This window comes from Streptomyces sp. NRRL F-5122, assembly GCF_001507435.1.
In the GTDB taxonomy this organism is placed as follows: Bacteria; Actinomycetota; Actinomycetes; order Streptomycetales; family Streptomycetaceae; genus Streptomyces; species Streptomyces lannensis.
In genome coordinates, this window is sequence record NZ_LMWH01000243.1 from 230,497 (window position 1) to 253,639 (window position 23,143).

Annotated in this window: 19 protein-coding genes and 1 riboswitch; of the genes, 16 read left to right on the forward strand and 3 right to left on the reverse strand. The window is 71.7% G+C overall.

Annotated features, from left to right (window positions below; translation table 11 throughout):
* Positions 1 to 249: 249 nt before the first annotated feature.
* Positions 250 to 3,789 (forward strand): transcription-repair coupling factor, encoded by a 3,540-nt coding sequence (mfd, locus tag ADL25_RS28610; protein WP_059130723.1) that lies wholly within the window; start codon positions 250 to 252, stop codon positions 3,787 to 3,789.
* Between the two features lie 109 nt (positions 3,790 to 3,898).
* Here mfd and ADL25_RS28615 read toward each other — a convergent pair whose 3' ends face one another.
* On the reverse strand, positions 3,899 to 4,612 hold the full coding sequence (locus ADL25_RS28615) for a TetR/AcrR family transcriptional regulator (RefSeq protein ID WP_079050623.1): 714 nt from the start codon (positions 4,610 to 4,612) through the stop codon (positions 3,899 to 3,901).
* Between the two features lie 100 nt (positions 4,613 to 4,712).
* Between ADL25_RS28615 and ADL25_RS28620 the strand changes: the two genes are divergently transcribed.
* Both ADL25_RS28620 and ADL25_RS28625 read left to right on the forward strand, forming a co-directional pair.
* Positions 4,713 to 5,630, forward strand: coding sequence for an SCO6745 family protein (locus ADL25_RS28620; RefSeq protein ID WP_059130724.1), 918 nt, complete (start codon positions 4,713 to 4,715; stop codon positions 5,628 to 5,630).
* A gap of 245 nt (positions 5,631 to 5,875) precedes the next feature.
* A complete protein-coding gene (locus ADL25_RS28625; protein ID WP_079050624.1) occupies positions 5,876 to 6,655 on the forward strand; it encodes an HNH endonuclease family protein in 780 nt (259 codons plus the stop codon).
* Between the two features lie 212 nt (positions 6,656 to 6,867).
* On the opposite strand, the gene ADL25_RS28630 is transcribed toward ADL25_RS28625, so the two are convergent.
* Together ADL25_RS28630 and ADL25_RS49195 are read right to left on the reverse strand one after the other, a co-directional pair.
* Positions 6,868 to 7,617, reverse strand: a complete 750-nt coding sequence (locus tag ADL25_RS28630; RefSeq protein ID WP_059130725.1) for a hypothetical protein — start codon at positions 7,615 to 7,617, stop codon at positions 6,868 to 6,870.
* A gap of 172 nt (positions 7,618 to 7,789) precedes the next feature.
* Positions 7,790 to 8,032: a hypothetical protein gene (locus ADL25_RS49195; RefSeq protein ID WP_147317927.1), complete on the reverse strand. Its 243-nt coding sequence runs from the start codon at positions 8,030 to 8,032 to the stop codon at positions 7,790 to 7,792.
* Between the two features lie 260 nt (positions 8,033 to 8,292).
* Between ADL25_RS49195 and ADL25_RS28640 the strand changes: the two genes are divergently transcribed.
* From ADL25_RS28640 to ADL25_RS28700, 13 genes are all read left to right on the forward strand, one after another.
* On the forward strand, positions 8,293 to 10,299 hold the full coding sequence (locus tag ADL25_RS28640; protein WP_059130727.1) for an N-6 DNA methylase: 2,007 nt from the start codon (positions 8,293 to 8,295) through the stop codon (positions 10,297 to 10,299).
* Between the two features lie 169 nt (positions 10,300 to 10,468).
* Positions 10,469 to 11,035 (forward strand): hypothetical protein, encoded by a 567-nt coding sequence (locus ADL25_RS28645; protein ID WP_059130728.1) that lies wholly within the window; start codon positions 10,469 to 10,471, stop codon positions 11,033 to 11,035.
* A 38-nt stretch (positions 11,036 to 11,073) separates the two neighbouring features.
* Positions 11,074 to 12,555 carry a serine/threonine-protein kinase gene (locus tag ADL25_RS28650; protein ID WP_267889282.1) on the forward strand — a complete coding sequence of 494 codons (1,482 nt, stop codon included), beginning with the start codon at positions 11,074 to 11,076 and terminating at the stop codon, positions 12,553 to 12,555.
* A 143-nt stretch (positions 12,556 to 12,698) separates the two neighbouring features.
* Positions 12,699 to 13,526, forward strand: coding sequence for a glycoside hydrolase domain-containing protein (locus tag ADL25_RS28655; RefSeq protein ID WP_059130827.1), 828 nt, complete (start codon positions 12,699 to 12,701; stop codon positions 13,524 to 13,526).
* Between the two features lie 137 nt (positions 13,527 to 13,663).
* A complete protein-coding gene (locus ADL25_RS28660; RefSeq protein WP_059130730.1) occupies positions 13,664 to 14,314 on the forward strand; it encodes a SurA N-terminal domain-containing protein in 651 nt (216 codons plus the stop codon).
* Between the two features lie 64 nt (positions 14,315 to 14,378).
* Entirely contained in the window at positions 14,379 to 15,386 is a 1,008-nt protein-coding gene (locus ADL25_RS28665; protein WP_059130731.1) for a nucleoside triphosphate pyrophosphohydrolase, read from the forward strand.
* 38 nt (positions 15,387 to 15,424) lie between these two features.
* Positions 15,425 to 16,738: a cytochrome P450 family protein gene (locus tag ADL25_RS28670; protein WP_059130732.1), complete on the forward strand. Its 1,314-nt coding sequence runs from the start codon at positions 15,425 to 15,427 to the stop codon at positions 16,736 to 16,738.
* A 178-nt stretch (positions 16,739 to 16,916) separates the two neighbouring features.
* Complete coding sequence (locus ADL25_RS28675) at positions 16,917 to 17,912, forward strand: transglycosylase family protein (protein ID WP_059130733.1); 996 nt, start codon at positions 16,917 to 16,919, stop codon at positions 17,910 to 17,912.
* A 197-nt stretch (positions 17,913 to 18,109) separates the two neighbouring features.
* A riboswitch (cyclic di-AMP (ydaO/yuaA leader) is annotated at positions 18,110 to 18,275 on the forward strand.
* 4 nt (positions 18,276 to 18,279) lie between these two features.
* Complete coding sequence (locus tag ADL25_RS28680) at positions 18,280 to 18,954, forward strand: transglycosylase family protein (protein WP_059130734.1); 675 nt, start codon at positions 18,280 to 18,282, stop codon at positions 18,952 to 18,954.
* Between the two features lie 291 nt (positions 18,955 to 19,245).
* On the forward strand, positions 19,246 to 20,532 hold the full coding sequence (gene eno / locus ADL25_RS28685; RefSeq protein ID WP_059130735.1) for a phosphopyruvate hydratase: 1,287 nt from the start codon (positions 19,246 to 19,248) through the stop codon (positions 20,530 to 20,532).
* A 100-nt stretch (positions 20,533 to 20,632) separates the two neighbouring features.
* Complete coding sequence (locus ADL25_RS28690; protein WP_059130736.1) at positions 20,633 to 21,109, forward strand: FtsB family cell division protein; 477 nt, start codon at positions 20,633 to 20,635, stop codon at positions 21,107 to 21,109.
* Positions 21,110 to 21,256: 147 nt separating this feature from the next.
* Positions 21,257 to 21,919, forward strand: a complete 663-nt coding sequence (locus ADL25_RS28695; protein ID WP_234381071.1) for a DUF501 domain-containing protein — start codon at positions 21,257 to 21,259, stop codon at positions 21,917 to 21,919.
* Complete coding sequence (locus tag ADL25_RS28700) at positions 21,916 to 22,857, forward strand: Ppx/GppA phosphatase family protein (RefSeq protein WP_059130737.1); 942 nt, start codon at positions 21,916 to 21,918, stop codon at positions 22,855 to 22,857. The genes ADL25_RS28695 and ADL25_RS28700 overlap by 4 nt, the downstream gene beginning before the upstream one ends.
* The last annotated feature ends 286 nt before the right edge of the window (positions 22,858 to 23,143 follow it).

Below are 23,143 nucleotides of genomic sequence, written 5' to 3' on the forward strand. Positions count from 1 at the left end.
CGGGGGAAGGCCCGGTGCCGGGGAGCGACCGCTCCCCGGCACCGGGCCGCGCGCGTCGGTCGCCCCGAGTCCCTCCCCCGCCGCGGCGGATCCCCCGGGGGCGGTTGCACTCCGTGCCGGGCGTGCGACGGCGGGCGTTGTCCACAGGCCCGGCGTACACCCGCGCAGCGTCGTACGCTGGACAACCCCGGCCCCCGGAACCTCGCGGCCGGGTCTTCGTGTTGCCCACCCGGGACGGGATGCCCCTTCATGAGCCTGCACGGTCTGCTCGACGCCGTCGTCAAGGACACCGCCCTCGCCGAAGCGATCCAGGCGGCCGCAGACGGCAACCGCATGCATGTCGACCTGGTCGGCCCGCCCGCGGCACGCCCCTTCGCGATCGCCGCCCTGGCCCGCGAGACCGACCGGCCCGTGCTGGCCGTGACCGCGACCGGCCGGGAGGCCGAGGACCTGGCGGCAGCCCTGCGCTCCCTGCTGCCCCCCGACGGCGTGGTGGAGTACCCGTCGTGGGAGACCCTGCCGCACGAGCGGCTCAGCCCCCGCAGCGACACCGTCGGCCGCCGGCTCGCCGTCCTCAGACGGCTCGCCCACCCGAGGCCGGACGACCCCGAGACCGGACCGGTCTCGGTTGTCGTAGCTCCCGTGCGTTCCGTGCTCCAGCCCCAGGTCAAGGGGCTGGGCGACCTGGAGCCGGTCGCGCTGCGCACCGGGCAGCGGGCCGACCTGGAGGAGATCGTGGGCGCGCTGGCCGCGGCCGCGTACTCCCGGGTCGAGCTGGTGGAGAAGCGCGGCGAGTTCGCAGTGCGCGGCGGCATCCTGGACGTCTTCCCGCCCACCGAGGAACACCCCCTGCGCATCGAGTTCTGGGGCGACGACGTCGAGGAGATCCGCTACTTCAAGGTCGCCGACCAGCGCTCCCTGGAGGTCGCCGAGCACGGCCTGTGGGCGCCCCCGTGCCGTGAGCTGCTGCTGACCGACGACGTGCGGAGGCGGGCCGCCGCCCTCGCCGAGGCGCACCCCGAGCTGGGCGAGCTGCTCGGCAAGATCGCCGAGGGCATCGCGGTCGAAGGCATGGAGTCCCTCGCCCCCGTTCTCGTCGACGACATGGAACTCCTCCTGGACGTTCTGCCGGCGCGCGCCATGGCCGTCGTCTGCGACCCCGAGCGGGTGCGGACCAGGGCCGCGGACCTGGTGGCCACCAGCCAGGAGTTCCTGCAGGCGTCCTGGGCGGCCACCGCGGGCGGCGGCGAAGCGCCGATCGACGTCGGCGCGGCCTCCCTTTGGTCCATCGCGGACGTCCGGGAGCGCGGCCGCGAGCTGGGCATGCTGTGGTGGTCGGTGTCGCCGTTCGCGGCCGACGACGAGCTGGACTCCCTGGACGGGGACACCCTCAAGCTCGGCATGCATGCGACCGAGACCTACCGCGGCGACACCGCGAAGGCGCTCGCCGACACCAAGGGCTGGCTCGCCGACGGCTGGCGCGCCGTGTTCGTGACCGAGGGCCACGGCCCCGCGTCGCGCACGGTCGAGGTGCTGGGCAGCGAGGGCATCGCGGCCCGTCTGGACGCCGACCTCGGGGAGATGTCCCCGTCGCTCGTGCATGTGGCGTGCGGCTCGATCGACTACGGCTTCGTGGACCCCGCGCTCGGACTCGCCGTGCTCACCGAGACCGACCTCTCCGGGCAGAAGGCGGCCGGACGTGACGGCACCCGCATGCCGGCCCGGCGCCGCAAGACGATCGACCCGCTGACCCTGGAGCCGGGCGACTACATCGTCCACGAACAGCACGGCGTGGGCCGCTACATCGAGATGGTGCAGCGCACCGTGCAGGGCGCGACCCGTGAGTACCTGGTGGTGGAGTACGCGCCGGCCAAGCGCGGCCAGCCCGGCGACCGGCTGTACATCCCCACCGACCAGCTGGAGCAGATCACGAAGTACGTCGGCGGCGAGGCCCCGACGCTGCACCGCCTGGGCGGCGCCGACTGGACCAAGACCAAGGCCCGCGCGAAGAAGGCGGTCAAGGAGATCGCCGCGGACCTGATCAGGCTGTACAGCGCGCGGATGGCGGCGCCCGGCCATGCCTTCGGCGGGGACACGCCCTGGCAGCGCGAGCTGGAGGACGCGTTCCCCTACGTCGAGACGCCCGACCAGCTGACCACGATCGCCGAGGTCAAGGACGACATGGAGAAGTCGGTGCCGATGGACCGACTGATCTGCGGAGACGTGGGCTACGGAAAGACGGAGATCGCGGTCAGGGCGGCCTTCAAGGCCGTGCAGGACGGCAAGCAGGTCGCCGTCCTCGTCCCCACGACCCTGCTGGTGCAGCAGCACTTCGGCACGTTCAGCGAGCGGTACTCGCAGTTCCCCGTGAACGTGCGGGCGCTGTCCCGCTTCCAGACGGAGACGCAGGCGAAGGCGGTCCTGGAGGGGCTCAGGGACGGCTCGGTCGACGTCGTCATCGGCACGCACCGGCTGTTCTCCTCGGAGACCAAGTTCAAGGACCTGGGCCTGGTCATCGTCGACGAGGAGCAGCGCTTCGGCGTCGAGCACAAGGAGCAGCTGAAGAAGCTGCGCGCGAACGTCGACGTGCTCACCATGTCGGCGACGCCCATCCCGCGCACGCTGGAGATGGCCGTGACGGGCATCCGCGAGATGTCCACCATCACGACCCCGCCGGAGGAGCGGCACCCGGTGCTGACCTTCGTGGGCCCGTACGAGGAGAAGCAGATCGGCGCGGCCATCCGCCGTGAACTGCTGCGCGAGGGCCAGGTCTTCTACATCCACAACCGGGTGGAGTCGATCGACCGTGCCGCGGCGCGCCTGCGCGAGATCGTCCCCGAGGCGCGGATCGCCACGGCCCACGGCCAGATGTCGGAGCAGACGCTGGAACAGGTGGTCGTCGACTTCTGGGAGAAGAAGTACGACGTCCTGGTCTCCACGACGATCGTCGAGTCCGGTATCGACATCTCGAACGCGAACACCCTGATCGTCGAGCGCGGCGACAACTTCGGTCTCTCCCAGCTGCACCAGCTCCGCGGCCGTGTGGGCCGGGGCCGCGAGCGCGGTTACGCCTACTTCCTGTACCCGCCGGAGAAGCCCCTCACGGAGACCGCCCACGAACGCCTCGCGACGATCGCCCAGCACACGGAGATGGGCGCGGGCATGTACGTGGCGATGAAGGACCTGGAGATCCGCGGCGCTGGCAACCTCCTCGGCGGCGAGCAGTCGGGCCACATCGCGGGCGTCGGCTTCGACCTGTACGTGCGGATGGTCGGTGAGGCCGTCGCCGACTACCGCGCGTCCCTGGACGGCGGGGTGGAGGAGGAGCCGCCGCTCGAGGTGAAGATCGAGCTCCCGGTCGACGCACACGTCCCGCACGACTACGCCCCGGGCGAGCGGCTGCGTCTGCAGGCCTACCGTGCGATCGCCTCCGTGAACACGGAGGAGGACATCAAGTCCGTCCGCGAGGAACTCGTCGACCGCTACGGCAAGCTGCCCGAGCCTGTCGAGAACCTCCTCCTGGTGGCGGCCCTGCGCATGCTCGCGCGTGCCTGCGGCGTCGGCGAGATCGTGCTGCAGGGCAACAACATCCGCTTCGCCCCGGTGGAGTTGAGGGAGTCCCAGGAGCTGCGGGTCAAGCGGCTCTACCCCGGCACGGTCATCAAGCCGACGGCCCACCAGGTCCTGGTGCCGCGCCCGAAGACCGCGAAGGTGGGAGGAAAGCCGCTGGTCGGCCGGGAACTGCTGGGGTGGGTCGGGGAGTTCCTGACCTCGATCCTCGGGTCCTAGGGGCCCGTACGGTTCGGGCCGCGGGCCCTGGCGGACCGCCGGGGCCCTGTCCGCCGGCGTGCCGCCCTCGCGCGTCGGTTCCGTCGGCGTCCTGTCCGCCGGTGCCTTCTCAGCCGGAGCGGAACAGCATCCCGGACAGCGTGCGGAAGACGTCCTCGGGGTCCCGGTCGCCGATCGGGGCGTCGAGATTGTGGCCGAGGAGGAGTGTCGCGAAGCCGTGGGCCAGGGACCACGCGGCGACACCGGCGAGGCGGGCGTCGGCGGTGCGGCCCGCCGACTCCGAGTCCGCGACGGCCGTGCGCAGGCGCTCGCCCGCCAGAGCCCGGGCCGCGGTCAGTTCCACGTCGTTCCCGCGCAGCAGCTCCGGTGTGAACATCACCTGGAAATGGGCCGGATGCCCCGTCGCGAACCGCACATAGCGGACGCCGGCGTCGCGCAGGCCGTCGGCGTCGCCGAGTGCCGCGGCGAGCAGGGCGTAACCCTCGGCCGCGATCGCCGTGAGCAGGCCGGTGCGGTCCTTGAAGTGATGGGCGGGAGCCGCGTGCGAGACGCCCGCGCGACGGGCCAGATCGCGCAGGCTGAGCGTGGACGGGCCGTCGGTGCCGATGACGTCGAGGGCCGCGGACAGGATCGCGCGGCGCAGGTCGCCGTGGTGGTAGCGGCGGGAGGGTGGCCCTTCGGCCTCCTCGGGCCGCGTGGCCTCTTCGGCCCGCCCAGCCGCTGCGGCCCGCACGGCTTCCTCGGTCCCGGCGGGGTCGTCGGCAGACGTGGTCGTGGAGTCGTTCGCGGTCCGGGTGGTCTTCGCGGTCCTGGCGGCGGTCATGTGCAGCAGGGTACGCGGAATCTAGGCATTGACAAGTTCAGTGGGGTCCGGCAATCTAGTCAGTGTCAAGTTCCATGGTGGCCGAGACGAGGGGTGGGCCATGTCCGGGAATGTCGAGAGCCCGACGAGCGCCGTGGGCGCGGGGGAGAGTGACGCGGTCGAGCCGGGCCGGGTACGGCAGTTGTGGCACTTGCTGGAGCCTTTGCACGCACTGCTCTACTACGCGCCCGAGGCCTTCGAGGAAGCGGCCGCGCTCGGGTTCGACATCGGGGAGCGCTGGCCGAGCTACTTCCCGTACCGCGCCGCGCCGTTGGGTGCTGTCGGCGGTGAGCGTGCGGCCTCCGCCTTCTACAGCTTCAGTCCGCGCATGGTCGCCGAGCACATCGCTCCCGCATGGCGCATCGCGCGTCCGGAGGTCGTGCTGAAGGCACGGGAGCGGGCGGTCGACCGGGTCTACCGGTCGATACTGAGCGACCGTGTCGACAGCCCCGAGCTCGCCAGGGCCGCGGCGCTTGCCCGTCGCGCGGCCGAGGCCGCGAACACCGCCGGCCGCCCCCTCGCCGCCGCCAACGCCGAACTGCCCTGGCCCCGAGCGCCGCACCAGCAGCTGTGGCACGCGGCCACGATCCTGCGCGAGCACCGCGGTGACGGCCATCTCGCGGCTCTCCTCGTCGCGGGCCTGGACCCGGTCGAGTCCCTGGTCTCCTTCGCCGCGATAGGCGCGGCTTCGGTGGAGCGCTTCGAGAGCCGGGGCTGGACGTCCCAGGAGTGGGCGGCGGCCCGGGACCGGCTCGTTGCCCGCGGCCTGGTGAACCGGGACGGCACGGCGACAGAGGCCGGCCGCGAGCTGCGGCGCCGGGCCGAGCAGCACACCGATGAGCTCGCCGCACAGCCCTGGCTGGCGTCGGGCCCGGCCGCGGCGGCCGAACTGGCCGACCTGCTGGGTGAGTTCTGGGTGGCCGCACTGAGCTCGGGTCTGCTCCCCTCCGAGACGACGCTCGGCATCGGGAAGGTATGAGGAAGTGCCAAGGCGGCGACGGGGCCGAACGGTTCGGCGCGGCAGTCCCCGGCCCCGGGACCGGCCGAGCGTGCCCCGGCCGGTGCCGTACGCGCCGGGCGTGCACCCGGTCGACCGCCGGGCGGTGGTGTGGGCATGACGCCCCGGCCGCTACGGTGAGATCAGGGAAACCGTGCCCACGGGGGCGGTTCGGACGAGTGCTACGGGCAAGGGGAGGGCGGGGCGCCATGCGTTCCGAGAGGCATATGAGGCACATCGGCGGAACCCGGCGCGTTGTTGTGGCGTCCGCGGCCCTGCTCGGCACCGGGCTGCTGCTCACGGGCTGCGACAGCGCCGACTTCCCCATCGACGGCTCCGCCTCGGGCGCCGGTGTCCCGGCACAGAGCGGTCGCGCGGTGAGCCCGCTGGACAACCCCGACGGCACGAAGCCGGGACTGGCGGCGATCACCTCGGCGGCGGACAAGGCGAAGGCGCGCACGCTGATCGAGAAGGTGGCCACAAAGGGGCGCGGCCCCAAGACGGGCTACGAGCGGGACAAGTTCGGGTACGCCTGGATGGACTCCGCTCCCGGCGGCATTCCCTTCGCGCACAACGGGTGCGATTCCAGGAACGATCTCTTGAAGCGTGACGGGGAGCAGGTCCGCTTCCGGTCGGGCTCGGACTGCGTCGTCACCTCCCTGACGCTGCACGACCCCTACACCGGCAAGACGATCGAGTGGACCAAGTCCCGTGCCACCACGATCCAGATAGACCACGTGATGCCGCTCTCCTACGACTGGCAGATGGGCGCCGCGCACTGGACGAAGGGCAAGCGCGAGGACATCGCCAACGACCCGCTCAACCTGATGCCGGTGGACGGCCCCACCAACGGCTCCAAGAGCGACTCGGGCCCGGCCGCCTGGCTGCCCCCGAGCAAGGGGATCCGCTGCTCCTACGCGGTGCGCTTCGCCCAGGTGTCGCAGAAGTACGACCTTCCCGTCACGACCGCCGACAAGCAGGCGATGCTGGCGCAGTGCGGCGGCTGACCGCTCCCACCTGCGCGTGCCCTGTGTGACGGGTGCCGGATCCCTGCCGTCCGCCCGTCCGACCGCCTGTTCCCGCGTGTCCACGCCGCCGGACGGTGTGCCTTCGCCGAGGCGCGACATGGGGGCAGGGCACCGGTCGTGAAGGGTGCCGTGGGTCGGTGCGGGCGGGGCCGCCCCCTCCGATCGGCCCCGACCGCACCGCCCGGTTCATGTCAGCCGCCCAGCTTGTCCAGGTCGAGGACGTCGCCCTTGGGCGCGACGGCCGGAACGGGCTTCTCGTAGTCCGTGAAGACGATCGTGCCCGGGTCCTTCTTGGAGGTGCTGGTGACCTTCAGGAGGTAGGGCTTGCCCTCGGCGGCGACGTACAGCGTGTAGCGGTCGCTGCCTTCCTTCTCCTCCAGGACGATCGCCGAAGTGCCGTCGACCGTGGTCGTCCGGCCGCGGGTCGCGTCCGAGTTCACGTTCCGGGCGTCGGCCAGCACCGTGTTGAGGTCGCAGAAGCCCGCGATGTCCTTGGCGTCCTGGCCCTTGGCCGACATCTTGGTCCACTTCCCGGCCATCATGGCCACCACCGCGTCGGTGTCGGCCTTGGACTCGCCCTTGCCCTGGGCGCGCAGGAACGCCTCGTCGTACTTCATGTAGACGGTGTCGCCGCTCTTGACCAGGTCGGCGTTGCCCTGTCCGCTCATGCTCATCGTGCCTGCGCACTCGCCCTTCTTGTTCAGGGCCATGTCGATCCGGATCGTGCCCGCGCTCTCGTCGTCGGGGACGTCGCCCTTGATACGCAGCGACGTCGCAGCGGTGGTGGCCTTCACGGCCCGGTCGGCGATCTCGCCCCCGGTCATCCCGGCGAACGGGCCCTTGGGCTTGTCGTCGGCCGTGTTCTGGCCGGGCAGGCAGCCGGTGAGTCCCGCGGTGGCCGCGGCGGCGAGGCAGAGAGCGGCAAGTGCGGTGCGACGCATGGGAGTTCCTCGAGGTGAGATGGCGTGAAATGAAGTGAGTGGAGAGCCGCGGGAGTGCGGGTGCGCGATGGCATGTCCGCCCCGGTGGGGCGGCGAGTCAGGACGTCGTCCCGGCCCGGCGGTCCGTCGCCCGGAAGCAGGCGTCGTGCGCGCCGACGGTGACGACGGTGGTTCAGGTGACGACGGCGTTCGCCTTGACGGGCCCAGGGGAGTGCGGGGCGTTCTCGGCGCACTGCCGGGAGCGCCGGGCGCAGGACCGCACGGTGGGGTCCGGTGGTGGCCCGGAGCGCCGTCCGGTGGGTGCGGACGGCCCCCTGCCGTCCCCGCCGGCTCGGGCATCCGCGATCGCCGACGCCGTGCCGATGACGACGTCGCAGGTCACGGCGCTCAACACGATGCCTGTTCCGATGCCCACGGCAGTTCCCCTCCCCCGTACCGACGTGGCCGCTGCCTTTCCCGGGCGGCCGTTCGTCCGATGAGTCAATAAGACCAGAGCTTGTGAACCGAGTCAACACGAACTCATCGTTGAGTCGAGTACACGCGCGTGAAAGGGTGGATCTTGCGTGTATCGGTATGCTCGACGCCATGTGACGGGTGCACCGCACGCGACGACCACCGCGGGCAACGGCGTAGCACGGGCAGTCGGACCGCGCAGGGCAGAGGGGAGCCGGGCGGGTGCAGGACAACGGGACAGAGGTGACCGCCGCCGGGATCGCCCGGCTCGCGGGTGTCGGCCGCGCCGCCGTCAGCAACTGGCGCCGCCGCCATACGGACTTCCCCAAGCCGATCGGCGGCACCGAGACGAGTCCCTCCTTCGCCCTTGCGGACATCGAGGAATGGCTGCGCCGCCAGGGCAAGTTGGCCGAGGTGCCCCTGCGGGAGCGCGTGTGGCAGCAGGCCGCCGGCCACCCGGAGGGACCCGTCACGGCCCTGGTGCACGCGGGCTGCACCCTGGTGCTCGTCCACGACCGGCCGACGGTCTGGAAGGAGGCGAGCGCCGGTTCGGACGCCCGACTCGCGGAACTGCTGCCCACGGCCCTGGAGCAGGTGCTCACCCCCCGCACGGGCGTGCCGGCCCCGACACCCGCCGAGCTCCTGCCCTCCGCCCCGCTGCTGCGCGCCGCCGCCCAGCTCGCCGCCGAGCTGGGCGCTCCACAGGCGTACGAGTTCCTGCTCGGTCGGCATCTCGACGCCAACCCACGCCAGTACACGCTCACCCCGGGCGATCTCGCCGCCCTGATGGCGGACCTCGCCGGCCCCGCCCGGACGGTTCTCGACCCGGCCTGCGGCACGGGCGCCCTGCTGCGCGCCGTCGCTCCCACACCCGCCCAGGAACTGCACGGCCAGGACAGCGACCCGCATCTCGCCGCGCTCAGCGCGCTGCGCCTCACGCTGCACACGAAGGCTGCCGTGCGCACCGCAGCGGGCGACAGCCTCCGGGCCGACGCCTTCGACACCCTCAGGGCCGACGCCGTGCTGTGCCACCCGCCGTTCAACGAGCGCAACTGGGGCCACGACGAACTCGCCTATGACCCCCGCTGGGAGTACGGCTTCCCGGCCCGTATGGAGTCCGAACTCGCCTGGGTGCAGCATGCGCTGGCCCGTCTCAAGGACGGCGGCACCGCGGTCCTGCTGATGCCGCCCGCCGCCGCCTCCCGGCGCTCCGGCCGCCGCATCCGCGCCGACCTGCTGCGCCGCGGCGCCCTGCGGGCCGTGCTCGCCCTGCCCGCCGGTGCGGCGCCACCGCACAACATCCCGTTGCACCTGTGGGTGCTGCGCCGCCCCGCATCGGCCGCCGTACAGCCCGAGTTGCTGGTCGCGGACGCCGGGGCGCTCACGGCCGAGGGGCGGGGCGGCCCCGACTGGCAGGCGGTGCGCTCGATGATGCTCGACGCCTGGCGCCGGTTCGCCCGCAGCGGCAGCGCACCTTCGGTGGCGGGCCTGAGCCGGTCCGTTCCCGTCATCGAACTCCTCGACGACGACGTCGATCTGGCCCCCGCCCGCCATCTGCCGCCTCCCGCGGCGGGCGGCGGCGCCGAGGAGCTCGGTGCCCTGCGGGCACGCCTGGACGAGACCCTCCGCCTCACCGCCGACCTCGCCCCGCCCGCCGCCGACACCAACGAACAGGGCCGCTGGCCGCTCACCACGGTCGGCGAACTGGCCCGTGCGGGCGCGCTGGTGATGCGGACCGGTGGACACGGCCCCCATGCACGCGTGCTCACCGACCACGACGTCATCGCCGGTGTCGCGCCCTCCGGCGCGCTGCCCGACTCCGGGGAGGACCCGGTCCTCGTCGAGGAGGGCGACGTGGTCGTCCCGGTCCTGGGCGGCGGCGCCGTCGCGCGGGTGATCGACGAGGCGACCGCGGGGGCGGCGCTCGGGCGCAACCTCACGCTGCTGCGCCCCGATCCGGCCGCCGTCGATCCCTGGTTCCTCGCCGGTTTCCTGCGCGGCACCGCCAACAACCGCCAGGCCAGCAGCTACGCCTCCACCGCGACCCGGCTCGACGTGCGCCGGCTCCAACTGCCGAGGATCCCGCTCGGCAAGCAGCGCCGTTACGGCGCGCGCTTCCGGGCGCTCGCCGCGTTCGAGGACACCCTGCGCCTCGCGGGCCGCCTCGGTGACCAACTCGTGCGCGGCCTGTACGACGGACTGACGGACGGCAGGGTCGCGCCGGACTGACGGGCGCGCACCCAAGGCCGCCGCACCCGCATCCCGCGCCCCGCCCGACGCTTCGACCGGATCACAAGGACAACGGTTCGGTACAACCCGTGACCGTGTGTCCGAGCCGGGCTATACGCTCGGACCTCGACACTCGTACGCTCGTCCTCACCCGGTCCCAGGAGCAGTCATGTACGGCCACGGCGCGGCGCCGCCCACCCGCACGTCGGGCACCGTCATCACCCTGCGGGTGCTGTTCGTCATCGCGGGCTTCCTCAGCTGCGGGCTGCTCTCCTGCCTGCCGCTGTTCCGGGTGGCAGTGCTGCGTGGCAGGCGGACGGACTGGCTGCTCGCCTGGATCAGTCTTCCGGTGGCCATCGGCTGCCTCGCCGTCGTCGGCTCCGTCCCCGAGAGCGACCACCGGGGCGACGTCGCGCTGGCGCTGGTCCTCGTCCTCGGCGCGTTCAGCGGTGCCTACTTCCTGGTGTTCGACATACGCCACCACCGAGCCCAGCCTCCCCTCGGCCCCGCACCGCAGCAGACGGGCGCCTACCTGCCGCCCCAGCCGCCGCCGCAGGGCCACGGCTATCCACCGGCAACCCAGCCGTACCAGGCGGCGCAGCATCCGCAGCCTCCGCCGCAGTACACGCCGCCTACCCCGCCACCGCAGCGTCCCGCGCCCGCCCGCATCGACCAGGTACGCGCCGAACTGGACGAACTGAGCGACTACCTTCGCAAGCACGAGGACGGTAGGTGAGCGTGGCGACCGGACGCGTCGTCGCCGGCCGCTACGAACTGTCGACACTCATCGGTCAAGGCGGCATGGGCCAGGTCTGGACGGCGTACGACCAGCGGCTGGACCGCCGGGTGGCCGTCAAGCTGCTGCGTCCCGACAAGGTGGCCGGCCACGAGGCCGACGAACTGCGCAGCCGCTTCGCGCGGGAGTGCCGGGTGACCGCGCAGGTCGACCACCCGGGGCTGGTCACGGTGCACGACGCCGGCAGCGAGGGGGAGGAGCTGTACCTCGTCATGCAGTACGTCGACGGGGCCGACCTCGCCGACCACCTCGCGGAGCACGATCCCTACCCCTGGCAGTGGGTGGTGGCGGTCGCCGCCCAACTGTGCGCCGTACTGTCCGCGGTGCACGCCGTGCCGATCATCCACCGTGACCTCAAGCCGCGGAACGTGATGGTCAAGCAGGACGGTACGGTCACCGTCCTGGACCTCGGCGTGGCCTCGGTCATGGACACCGACACCACCCGCCTCACCCATACCGGTTCCCCCATCGGCTCGCCGGCCTACATGGCGCCCGAGCAGGCGATGGGCGGGGCCGTCGGCCCGTACACCGACCTGTACGCCCTCGGTGTGCTCATGCACGAACTCCTCAGCGGGGACGTGCCGTTCACCGGCGCCACCGCGCTCGGGGTGCTGCACCGCCATCTCTACGAGCCCCCGGTTCCGGTGCGCCGGCTGCGCCCCGAGGTGCCGGAGCCGCTCGAATCGCTCGTCCTGCGTCTGCTCGCCAAGGACCCGCAGCACCGCCCCGCCTCGGCCCAGGAGACGTACGAGCACCTGCTTCCGCTGCTCCCGGCGCGCGGCATACCCACGGGCGCCCCGCTCGATCCCACCCGGCCCTTCCTGCGCCCGTACGCCCCGTGGCCCGATCGGGCGCGCACCCCGGCGCCCCGGCCGCAGGCGGCGCCCGCGGTCGAGAAGCCCGATGTCGCCGGTGCCGTCGACGAGGTCAAGCGGCTGCTCGGCGAAGGCCGCATCACCCAGGCCGTCGACATACTGGGCGCGATCCTCCCGGCGGCGGCCTCCCAGCACGGCGAGCACTCCCCGGTGGTCCGCACGCTGCGCAAGCAGTACGCGGCGACCCTCATGGACGACGGCCAGTACCGGCGGGCGCTGCCCGAACTCCGCCGCCTCGCGGACGAACGCGCCGCCGAGGTGGGCCAGGCGGACCCTCAGGCGCTGCGCTTCCGCCTCGACGCCGCGCAGTGCCTCGAGCAACTGGGCGAGCCGGCCGCGGCGCTCGCCGAGTACCGGGCACTGCTGCCGTACTACGAGAACCAGTACGTGGCGGGCGACCCGGAACTCGCCCATGACGTCCGCCGCCGCATCGGCCATCTGCTGCTGGCACTGGGCGACCGGGCCGCCGCCCACGACACGCTCGCACGGCTCCTGCACGAGGTCGAACGCCTGCGCGGCCCAGGTCATCCGCTGGCCGTGGACGTCCGCCGGACGCTCCAGTGGTTGGGGCAGGTGCGCGGCTGAGTCACGTCCGAGGCCCTTGCTTTTGCCGGGCTTTGGAGAAATCTTGTGGGGCCCGGGGGGTTACGTTTTCCGATCACGGAAGCACCGTCCACTAGGTTGCCTCCGTTTGTGTCATGCACGATCGATCATGGGTGGGGACCTTCATGTCGAATCACCGGTTGTCCAGGAAGCGCAGATACATCGCCTGGGGGGTGACGGGCGCTGCGGTGGTCGCGGGGGCCGGGATCGCCGCGCAGACCTCGATGGCCGCCACGACCTGGCCCGCCCAGAAGACCTACACGGGGCGCGCCTTCGACACCTGCACCGCGCCCTCGCTGTCCGCGATGAAGGCATGGAAGGGCGGTCTGTACGGTGCGGCCGCCGTATACGTGGGCGGCAAGAACCGCGGCTGCAGCCAGCCCAACCTCACGGCGTCCTGGGTGAAGTCGGTCAGTTCGCTCGGCTGGAAGCTCATTCCGATCTACGTCGGCGCCCAGCCGTCCTGCCAGACCGGTACCAACCCCGAGAAGCTGACCGTCTCCACGGCCGCCTCCCTCGGCACGAAGGACGGCGCGGACGCGGTGGCCAAGGCCTCGGCGCTCGGGATGAAGGCCGGCAGCGCGATCTACCTCGACATGGAGCCGTACGACATCACCAACAAGTCGTGCAACGACGCGGTGCTCACCTACGTCCGCTCCTTCACCAAGACGCTGCGCGCCAAGACGTACCGTGCCGGCTTCTACGGCTTCAGCAGCTCCAGCGCCAAGGCCATCGCGACCGCGACGAACAAGACCGACCTTCCGGGCAACCTCTGGTACGCCCTGTGGGACAAGCAGAACACCACCACCACGGACTGGCCGTGGGGCAAGACCCAGTACACCGGCCACAGCCGCGGTCATCAGTACATGGTCAACAGCAAGGAGACCAGGGGCGGTTACACGCTCACCGTGGACCGGGACGCGTGGGACGCGCCGGTCGCCATCACCGGCTGAGCCCGGGGCGGACGCGGCGGTGCCCGAAGTCCCGGCGAATCGTTGGTTCGAATGGGTTGGCCAGAGCCTGGTCACTGCCTACCATCGATCTTCGCAAGACCTTGTGCATCGCCGCACAATCTCCTCGGGAGGCCACCTTGCACCGCCGTCGCACCGCGATCGCCCTCAGCGCCGCCCTGGCCGCGGCTCCCCTCCTCACCGCGTGCGGCGGGTCCCCCCACGCGGGTGCCGCAGCCGTTGTCGGAGGGCAGCGGATCACGGTCGCACAGCTGGAGAGCCGGGTGAACGAGGTGCGCACGGCCCAGCACGCCGCCGCCACCGACGACGCCCAGTACCAGCAGACTCTCGCCCAGACCAGCAGCCTCACCCGGGACACGCTCCACACCATGGTCCTCGACCGGGTCCTGAACCGTGCCGCCAAGGAGGCGGGCGTCAGCGTCACCCGCAGTGACGTCGAGCAGATGCGGCAGGGCCTGGAGCAGCAGGCGGGCGGCAGCAAGGCGCTGCAGTCGGCGTGGCTGCAGCAGTACGGGGTCGCCCCCCAGCGCCTCGACGACAGCCTGCGCACGGAGGTCCAGGCCCAGAAGCTGGCCGGGGCGCTCGGTGTCGACATGAACACGACCGACGGTAAGGCCGCGTTCTGGACGGCGATGGCGCAGGCGTCCAAGGAGCTCGGCATCAAGCTCAATCCCCGCTACGGCACCTGGGACGTGCAGAAGAGCAGCCGCGTGGACGCGAGGACGCCGTGGGTCAAGGAGGTCACCGCGGCGGCCGGGCAGCAGGCGTAGCACGGTCGGTGCGGGGCCCGTGGACCGCGTACGGGCCGTCAGTGGCGTGCGTTACGTTCGAAGGGTGAACACCACCAGCTCCCGCGCCCAGGGTCCGCACGGGACCGAAGCCTCCGAGGCGGCCGTCGGCCGTATCGTCCTGCTCACCACCAGCCACCGGGTCGCACCGGGTCTGCTGTCCTGGCCCGCCTGGCAGGTGCTGCGCGACGCCGACCGGGTCAGCTGCGCGGACGGCGCGCACCCCCAGCTGCCCTATCTGCGTGAGGCGGGCATCGTGGTCGACGAGGCCGCCCCGTCCGCACAGGAGCTGGTCGAGGCCTGCGCCGGCGGCCGTACGGTCGTGGTCGTCGCGACCGGCGAGGGAGAGCCCCGGCTCACCGACGGTCTGGCCCGGCTGGCGGGCTCCGGACGGGTGCGGATGCCGGAGCTCGAGCTGCTGCCCGCGTCGTACGACCTGCCCGGCGCCCGGCTCCTCGACCTCGTCCAGGTCATGGACCGCATCCGCGCCGAGTGCCCCTGGTCCTCCCGGCAGACCCACCGGGGTCTGGCCAAGTACGGCATCGAGGAGGCGTACGAACTGGTCGAGGCGATCGAGGCGGGCGACCGGGACGAACTGCGCGAGGAACTGGGAGACGTCCTGCTCCAGGTCGTCTTCCACTCCCGCATCGCGCAGGAGGACCCGGATGCCCCGTTCTCCATCGACGACGTGGCGGGCGGCATCGTGGCCAAGCTGATCCACCGCCACCCGCATGTGTTCGGCGACGAGACCGCCACGACGCCGGAAGAGGTCAAGGAGCACTGGCTGCGCACCAAGGCCCTCGAGAAGCAGCGCACTTCGGTGACGGAGGGCGTCCCCCTCGGCCAGCCGGGCCTGGCGCTCGCGGCCAAGCTGTCGTCCCGCGCCCGCACGGCCGGTCTCGACGTCCCGCTGCCGCACGGGGAGGGCATCGGATACGAACTGCTGGCGATGGCCGCGCGCGCCGAGGCCGAGGGCGTGGACCCCGAGGCGGCGCTGCGCGCGGCCGCCCGTGCGTACCGGGACGCGATCCGGGAGGCGGAGAGCGGCGGCTGAGGTGCGGCCCGCTGCGGGCGGCCGGATACCGTCGACGGGTGACCGACCAGCCCCGCCCCGCGCGCACGAACCCCACCCCTGAGCTCTTCACCTGGGAGTTCGCCGCCGACCCCTATCCCGCCTACGCCTGGCTCCGCGAGTACGCCCCCGTGCACCGGACCAGGTTGCCCAGCGGTGTCGAGGCCTGGCTGGTCACCCGTTACGCCGACGCCAAGCAGGCCCTGGCCGACCAGCGGCTCAGCAAGAACCCGGCGCATCACGACGAACCGGCACACGCCAAGGGCAGGACCGGCATCCCCGGCGAGCGCAAGGCCGAGCTGATGACTCACCTGCTCAACATCGATCCGCCGGACCACACGCGGCTGCGCCGGCTCGTCTCCAAGGCCTTCACACCCCGGCGCGTCGCCGAGTTCGCGCCGAGGGTGCAGGAGTTGACCGACCGGCTCATCGACGGGTTCGCGGGCCGCGGCTCCGCCGACCTCATCCACGAGTTCGCCTTCCCGCTCCCCATCTACGCCATCTGCGACATGCTCGGCGTGCCCCGCGAGGACCAGGACGACTTCCGGGACTGGGCAGGGATGATGATCCGGCACGGTGGGGGGCCGAGGGGCGGAGTCGCCCGGTCCGTCAAGAAGATGCGCGGCTACCTCGCCGACCTCATCCACCGCAAGCGGGAAGCCCTGCCCGAGGCGCCCGGCCCCGGCGAGGACCTGATCTCCGGGCTCATCCGTGCCTCGGACCACGGCGAGCACCTCACCGAGAACGAGGCCGCCGCCATGGCCTTCATCCTGCTCTTCGCCGGGTTCGAGACCACGGTCAACCTCATCGGCAACGGCACCTACGCCCTCCTCGGCCACCCGGAGCAGCGAGCCCGGCTCCAGGCCTCCCTCGCCCGCGGCGAGCGGTCCCTGCTCGAGACCGGCGTGGAGGAACTCCTTCGCTACGACGGCCCGGTGGAGCTCGCCACCTGGCGCTTCGCCACACAGCCGGTCACCATCGGCGGGCAGGACATCGCCCCCGGGGACCCGGTGCTCGTCGTGCTCGCGGCGGCCGACCGGGATCCGGAGCGGTTCGCCGACCCCGATGTGCTCGACCTCGCCCGTCGTGACAATCAGCACCTCGGGTACGGACACGGCATCCACTACTGCCTCGGCGCCCCGCTCGCCCGCCTCGAGGGGCAGATGGCGCTCGCCACCCTCCTCACCCGCCTGCCGGACCTGCGACTTGCGGTGGATTCCACCGATCTGCGCTGGCGCGGCGGGCTCATTATGCGCGGATTGCGCACGCTTCCCGTGGAGTTCACACCGATTCCGGGAAAAGATCATTTCCGTACCGCCGACTCCACCGGATGACACGGTGAACGCGCGGCCGGTCACGGGAGGGTGACGGTTCCTCACCACTGTGATCTTCGCGTGATCTGCGCTGCATTAACTTGTGACAAGCGGCCGAGTGCCGATACGTTCACGCAGCAACGGGGCGGCACGCCACAGCCGCCGCGGGGTTCACTGCTGTCGTACGAAAGGCAACCGCATGCTCTCCGGGAACGGTCGTCACCGTCGCCCCCGCCAGGCTCCGGCCCTCCTCGTCGCAGCAGGGGTGACCGGCTCGGCGATCGCCATTCCGCTTCTGGGTGCGGGCGGCGCGAGCGCGGCCGACGGCACCACGTGGGACCGGGTCGCGCAGTGCGAGAGCGGCGGCTCCTGGAGCGCCGACACCGGGAACGGCCGCTACGGCGGACTGCAGTTGACGCAGCGGGACTGGGAGCGGCACGGCGGTCTCGCCTACGCCTCGAGCCCCGACCGGGCGAGCCGTTCGCAGCAGATCGCCGTCGCGGAGAGGATCCTCGCCGACCAGGGCGCCTCCGTCTGGTCCGCCTGCGCGCTGGTCGCGGGACTGGACGAGGACTCCGGCTCCGCGGACGTCGACACGGGCGTGGCGGGCGACTCGTCGGACGGAGGCTCCTCCGGCTTCGGGCTTGACTCCGGCTTGTCCGACTCATCCGGAACATCCGCTTCGGCGAAGCCGTCCCCCTCTTCGCCTTCGTCGGAGTCGTCCGACTCCTCCTCTTCGTCCCCCTCTTCCGGTACGTCCCATGACGGCGAGGGTGACCGTTCGGGCGCCGGCACCTTCCGGGGCGACGACGACTCGTCCACCGGTGCGAAGAGTGACGAGTCGGACAAGTCCGGGCGGAGTGATGCCTCTTCGGGCGACGGTGCGGATGAGGCGTCCGGCGCCGGCCGCCACCGCGGCGGCAGTGCCGACGAGGGTGACTCCGGCAGCCGTGCGGGCGACTCGGCGGGCCGGCACGCCTCGCGGGACTCCCGGGCCGCACGCGACGGTGCCGACGGCTCGTACACCGTCCGCCCCGGGGACAACCTGTCGGACATCGCCGACTCCCTTGACCTCTCCGGCGGGTGGCGGGCGCTCTACCAGGCCAACGAGCAGACGGTCGGCGCCGATCCGGACCTCATCCTCCCCGGTCAGAGCCTTGCGCTCGATGTGGATCCGACCGCCGGGAAGCACTGAACTGCCCGTCGACCGGCGGTACTTCACATCCCGCTTCGGGCTTAATGTCCGATTTGGCGAGAGTGAGAGATGGGTCTCAAAGGCCCTGATCGTCTTTGAAATTCCGCGGATCGACTGCTTACGGTCATGACCGCTCGCCACAGCGGGCCCCCACGGTCGCAACGCCGAATCCTGCCAGCGGCCGTGCGGAACAGTCGTCGCGTCAAGCGCCGTAGGCAGGAGCGGGGGACCCAAGGTAAGTGCCGCGCCCGGACATCGACCGGGCCGGCTTGGGGTGGAGCCGTGCGCCCAGTTGCGCACGGCCGGGCAACTCAACCGGCCCGAACCCGACAGCTCACCTCGCAGGCGTCGGTGAGGGGATCGAACCATGCTGTGTTCCGGCAAGGGCAAGCACCGCCGTCCGTCCAAGGCCGTCCGCGTCATCTCGCTCGCCGGTGTTGCCGGTGCCGCCGTCGCGGCCCCGCTGCTCGCGGCCGGCAACGCCTCCGCTGCCACCGCCTCCGAGTGGGACGCCGTCGCCCGGTGCGAGTCCGGTGGCAACTGGTCCATCAACACCGGCAACGGCTTCTACGGCGGTCTGCAGTTCACGAACTCGACCTGGGCCGCGTACGGCGGCACCGCCTACGCCTCGCGTGCCGACCTGGCGAGCAAGTCGCAGCAGATCGCGATAGCCGAAAAGGTCCTCGCGGGTCAGGGCAAGGGCGCCTGGCCGGTCTGCGGCAAGGGCCTGTCCGGTACTCCGTACAACGGTGCGGCCGCCGCCTCCTCCGGCAGCGCGAAGAGCGGCACCGACCGCACGGCCCCGAAGCCGGCCTCCCGTTCGACCGAGCGTCCGGCCGCTAAGAAGACCGTCACCACCCCGGCCGGCCAGAAGGTCGAGAAGGGCGACGGCGAGTACAAGGTCGTCAAGGGCGACACCCTCAGCTCCATCGCCGCGAAGAACGGCGTCCAGGGCGGCTGGCAGAAGCTCTTCCGGCTGAACAAGGACATCGTCGAGGACGCCGACCTCATCTACCCGGGTCAGCAGCTGCACCTGAAGTGACGGCGGCCGGGCAGCCGGCCCATCGAGTCCTCGTGCGGTCTTGTGAGGACAGCCCCCGTCCCCACGGGCTCCCCGCTCCGGTGCGTGTACCCCCCGTACGCACCGGAGCGGGGCTTTTGCTTGCCCGTCCCGTGCATTTCACCGCGACTTTCCCCGCCCCTTTGTTCCGCGCTGAAACAATGTGTACCGTCATCCTGTCCACGGGACGGTCGGTCGGCCGACCGCCGCTCCGGGGCGGATAGGCTCTAGTCGCAAGTGCCCCGCACTCTCAGCGTCACATCCAAGAAGGAGATGCTCGTGCCGTCCATCGACGTCGTCGTAGCCCGGGAAATCCTGGACTCCCGAGGCAACCCCACGGTCGAGGTCGAGGTCGGCCTCGACGACGGCAGCACGGGTCGTGCCGCCGTTCCGTCCGGCGCCTCCACCGGCGCCTTCGAGGCCATCGAGCTCCGCGACGGTGACCCCAACCGTTACCAGGGCAAGGGCGTCGAGAAGGCCGTCCTCGCCGTCATCGAGCAGATCGGCCCGGAGCTCGTCGGCTACGACGCCACCGAGCAGCGCCTGATCGACCAGGCGATGTTCGACCTGGACGCCACCGACAACAAGGGCTCGCTCGGCGCCAACGCCATCCTCGGCGTCTCCCTCGCCGTCGCCCACGCCGCCTCCGAGGCGAGCGACCTTCCGCTCTTCCGCTACCTGGGCGGCCCCAACGCGCACCTGCTGCCGGTGCCGATGATGAACATCCTGAACGGCGGCTCGCACGCCGACTCCAACGTGGACATCCAGGAGTTCATGATCGCGCCGATCGGTGCGGAGTCCTTCTCCGAGGCCCTGCGCTGGGGCACCGAGGTCTACCACACCCTCAAGAAGGTGCTGAAGAGCAAGGGCCTGTCCACCGGTCTCGGCGACGAGGGCGGCTTCGCCCCGAACCTCGGCTCCAACCGCGAGGCCCTCGACCTCATCCTCGAGGCCGTCAAGCAGGCCGGGTACGTCCCCGGTGAGCAGATCGCCCTCGCCCTCGACGTCGCCGCCTCCGAGTTCTACAAGGACGGCAAGTACCTCTTCGAGGGCAAGGAGCGCTCCGCCGCCGAGATGACGGAGTACTACGAGGAGCTCGTCGCGGCCTACCCGCTCGTGTCCATCGAGGACCCGCTGTTCGAGGACGACTGGGCCGGCTGGAAGGTCATCACCGACCGGATCGGCGACAAGGTCCAGCTCGTGGGCGACGACCTGTTCGTCACCAACCCCGAGCGCCTGGCCCGCGGTATCGAGGAGGGCACCGCCAACGCGCTGCTGGTGAAGGTCAACCAGATCGGCTCGCTGACCGAGACCCTGGACGCGGTCGAGCTGGCCCAGCGCAACGGCTTCAAGTGCATGATGTCCCACCGCTCCGGCGAGACCGAGGACGTCACCATCGCCGACCTGGCCGTCGCCACCAACTGCGGCCAGATCAAGACCGGCGCCCCGGCCCGCTCCGAGCGCGTCGCCAAGTACAACCAGCTGCTGCGCATCGAGGAGATCCTCGACGACGCCGCGGTGTACGCGGGCCGCAGCGCGTTCCCGCGCTTCAAGGGCTGAGCGGGCAGGGCCACGCCTTAGCCAGTCGTCCGTACGTCCCCGTACTCGGTCCCGTACCGTGTGCGGGGACGTACGTACGTGTGGAAGGGGAGGCGGGGACATGGCCGTGAAGGACCGTGACCGGTTCTCCACCGCGACCAGGCTGCGGCTGCTGGGGGAGCAGACCGCGGCCAGGGTCTACCGCTCCCAGACCAGGCGGCAGGCCCGCCGCTCCCGGCTGACCGGCCGTGCCGCGCTGCTCGCGCTCGTCCTGTGCTCGCTGATCGTGGCACTGGCGTACCCGATAAGGCAGTACGTCTCCCAGCGGGCCGAGATCGCGGACCTGGAGCGGCAGCAGGCGCAGGCCCGCGAGCGCGTCGAGCAGCTGCGCGACCTGAAGGCGCGCTGGCAGGACGACGCGTACGCGCAGCAGCAGATCCGGCTGCGGCTGCACTATGTGCTGCCGGGGGAGACCGGTTACATCGTGATCGACCCGGACGCGGCCAGGCAGTCGCGTGCGGACCTCACGAGTGCCGCGCGCCCCTGGTACGACAACATCTGGGACGGGGTCGACAGGTCCGACAAGTCCGGCCGGTGAACCGGCCCGCCGCCCCGGCGGGGCGGCCGTGCACGGCGCCCCCGTCGCACACGCAGAGGCGCTGCGAGCCGGACGACCCGATGACCGGACGCATCACCGATCCGACGGATCAGCGCACCGACGAGAAAGACAGCCTGAAAGACAGCCATGGAAACTCCCGCCCGCCGCCCGTCCGCCGCCCCTGAGGGGCAGCGCAGCGCGCAGACGTTGTTCGATCTGCCGCCCACCCCGCGCACCGAGCCCACGGACGCGGACGTCGCGGCCATCGAGCAGCAGCTCGGGCGCCCCCCACGCGGGCTGCGTGCGATCGCGCACCGCTGCCCGTGCGGGCAGCCGGACGTCGTGGAGACGGCGCCCCGGCTCCCGGACGGCACGCCGTTCCCCACGACGTACTACCTGACCTGCCCGCGTGCCGCGTCCGCGATCGGCACGCTGGAGGCGGGCGGCGTCATGAAGGAGATGACGGAGCGTCTGGCGACCGACCCCGCGCTGGCCGCCGCCTACCGCGCCGCGCACGAGGACTACATCGCCCGCCGCGACGCCATCGAGGTGCTGGCGGGCTTCCCGAGCGCGGGCGGCATGCCGGACCGGGTGAAGTGCCTGCACGTGCTCGTCGCGCACTCCCTGGTCGCCGGCCCCGGGGTCAACCCGCTGGGCGACGAGGCGATCGCGATGCTGCCGGAGTGGTGGCGCAAGGGGTCGTGCGTGACACCCGCGCAGCCGCCGTACGGTGAGGAGGCGCAGGCGGACCCGTCCGGCACCGGCCGGTCCGCCGCCGCGCGCACCGATTCCGAGGAGGAGGGCTCATGACGCGCGTCGCCGCCGTCGACTGCGGTACGAACTCCATCCGGCTCCTGGTCGCGGACGCCGACCCGGCCACCGGCGAACTCGTCGAACTGGACCGGCGGATGACCATCGTCCGGCTCGGCCAGGGCGTGGACCGGACCGGGCGGCTCGCCCCCGAGGCCCTCGAGCGCACGTTCGCCGCCTGCCGGGAGTACGCCGGGATCATCAAGGAGCACGGCGCCGAGCGGATCCGGTTCGTCGCCACTTCCGCCTCGCGTGACGCCGAGAACCGGGACGTCTTCGTCCGCGGGGTGCTGGAGATCCTCGGTGTCGAGCCCGAGGTCATCTCCGGCGAGCAGGAGGCGGAGTTCTCCTTCACGGGCGCGACCAAGGAGCTGGTGGGCCGCGCGGACCTGGCGAAGCCCTTCCTGGTCGTGGACATCGGCGGCGGTTCCACGGAGTTCGTGGTGGGCGAGGAGCATGTGCGGGCGGCGCGGTCCGTCGACATCGGCTGCGTCCGTATGACCGAGCGTCATCTCGTGCACGAGGGAGTCGTCTCCGATCCGCCGTCCCCGGAGCGGATCGCGGCCATACGACACGACATCGAGGCCTCACTGGACCTGGTGGAGAAGACGGTTCCGCTGCACGAGGCGCACACCCTCGTCGGGCTCGCCGGCTCGGTCACCACCGTGTCCGCGATCGACCAGGGCCTCCCGGAGTACGACTCCGAGAGGATCCACCACTCCCGGATCTCCCGGGACCGTGTCCGGGAGATCACCGAACGGCTGCTGAGGTCCACGCACGCCGAGCGCGCGGCGATCCCCTCCATGCATCCGGGCCGGGTCGATGTGATCGGCGCGGGCGCCCTCGTCCTGCTCGCGATCATGGAGCGGATCGGGGCGGCCGAAGTCGTGGTCAGCGAGCACGACATCCTCGACGGCATCGCCTGGTCCATCGCGTAGACGTGTCTCATCGCCCGGCGCGTGCACGGGTTCTGACGGGCGATCAGAGGTCTCGGGCAGGGGAATTTCCTACCCGTCGGTAGCCTCCCCTGAGCGGGTCGGTTAACGTATGAGCGTAGTCGGCGGGGCCCTGGTGTCCCTCTGTCGGAGGGCGCACGGAAAACTTCGTGAAGTTCTTCACAAGGAAATCGCACCGGCCGGGCGACGGCGGGGGTCCACTCGGCCGTCCGCGGGGTGTGAGGCGTCGCCGGGGGTGCTCCGGCGATCGTTCCGGGAGGGTTCGCCG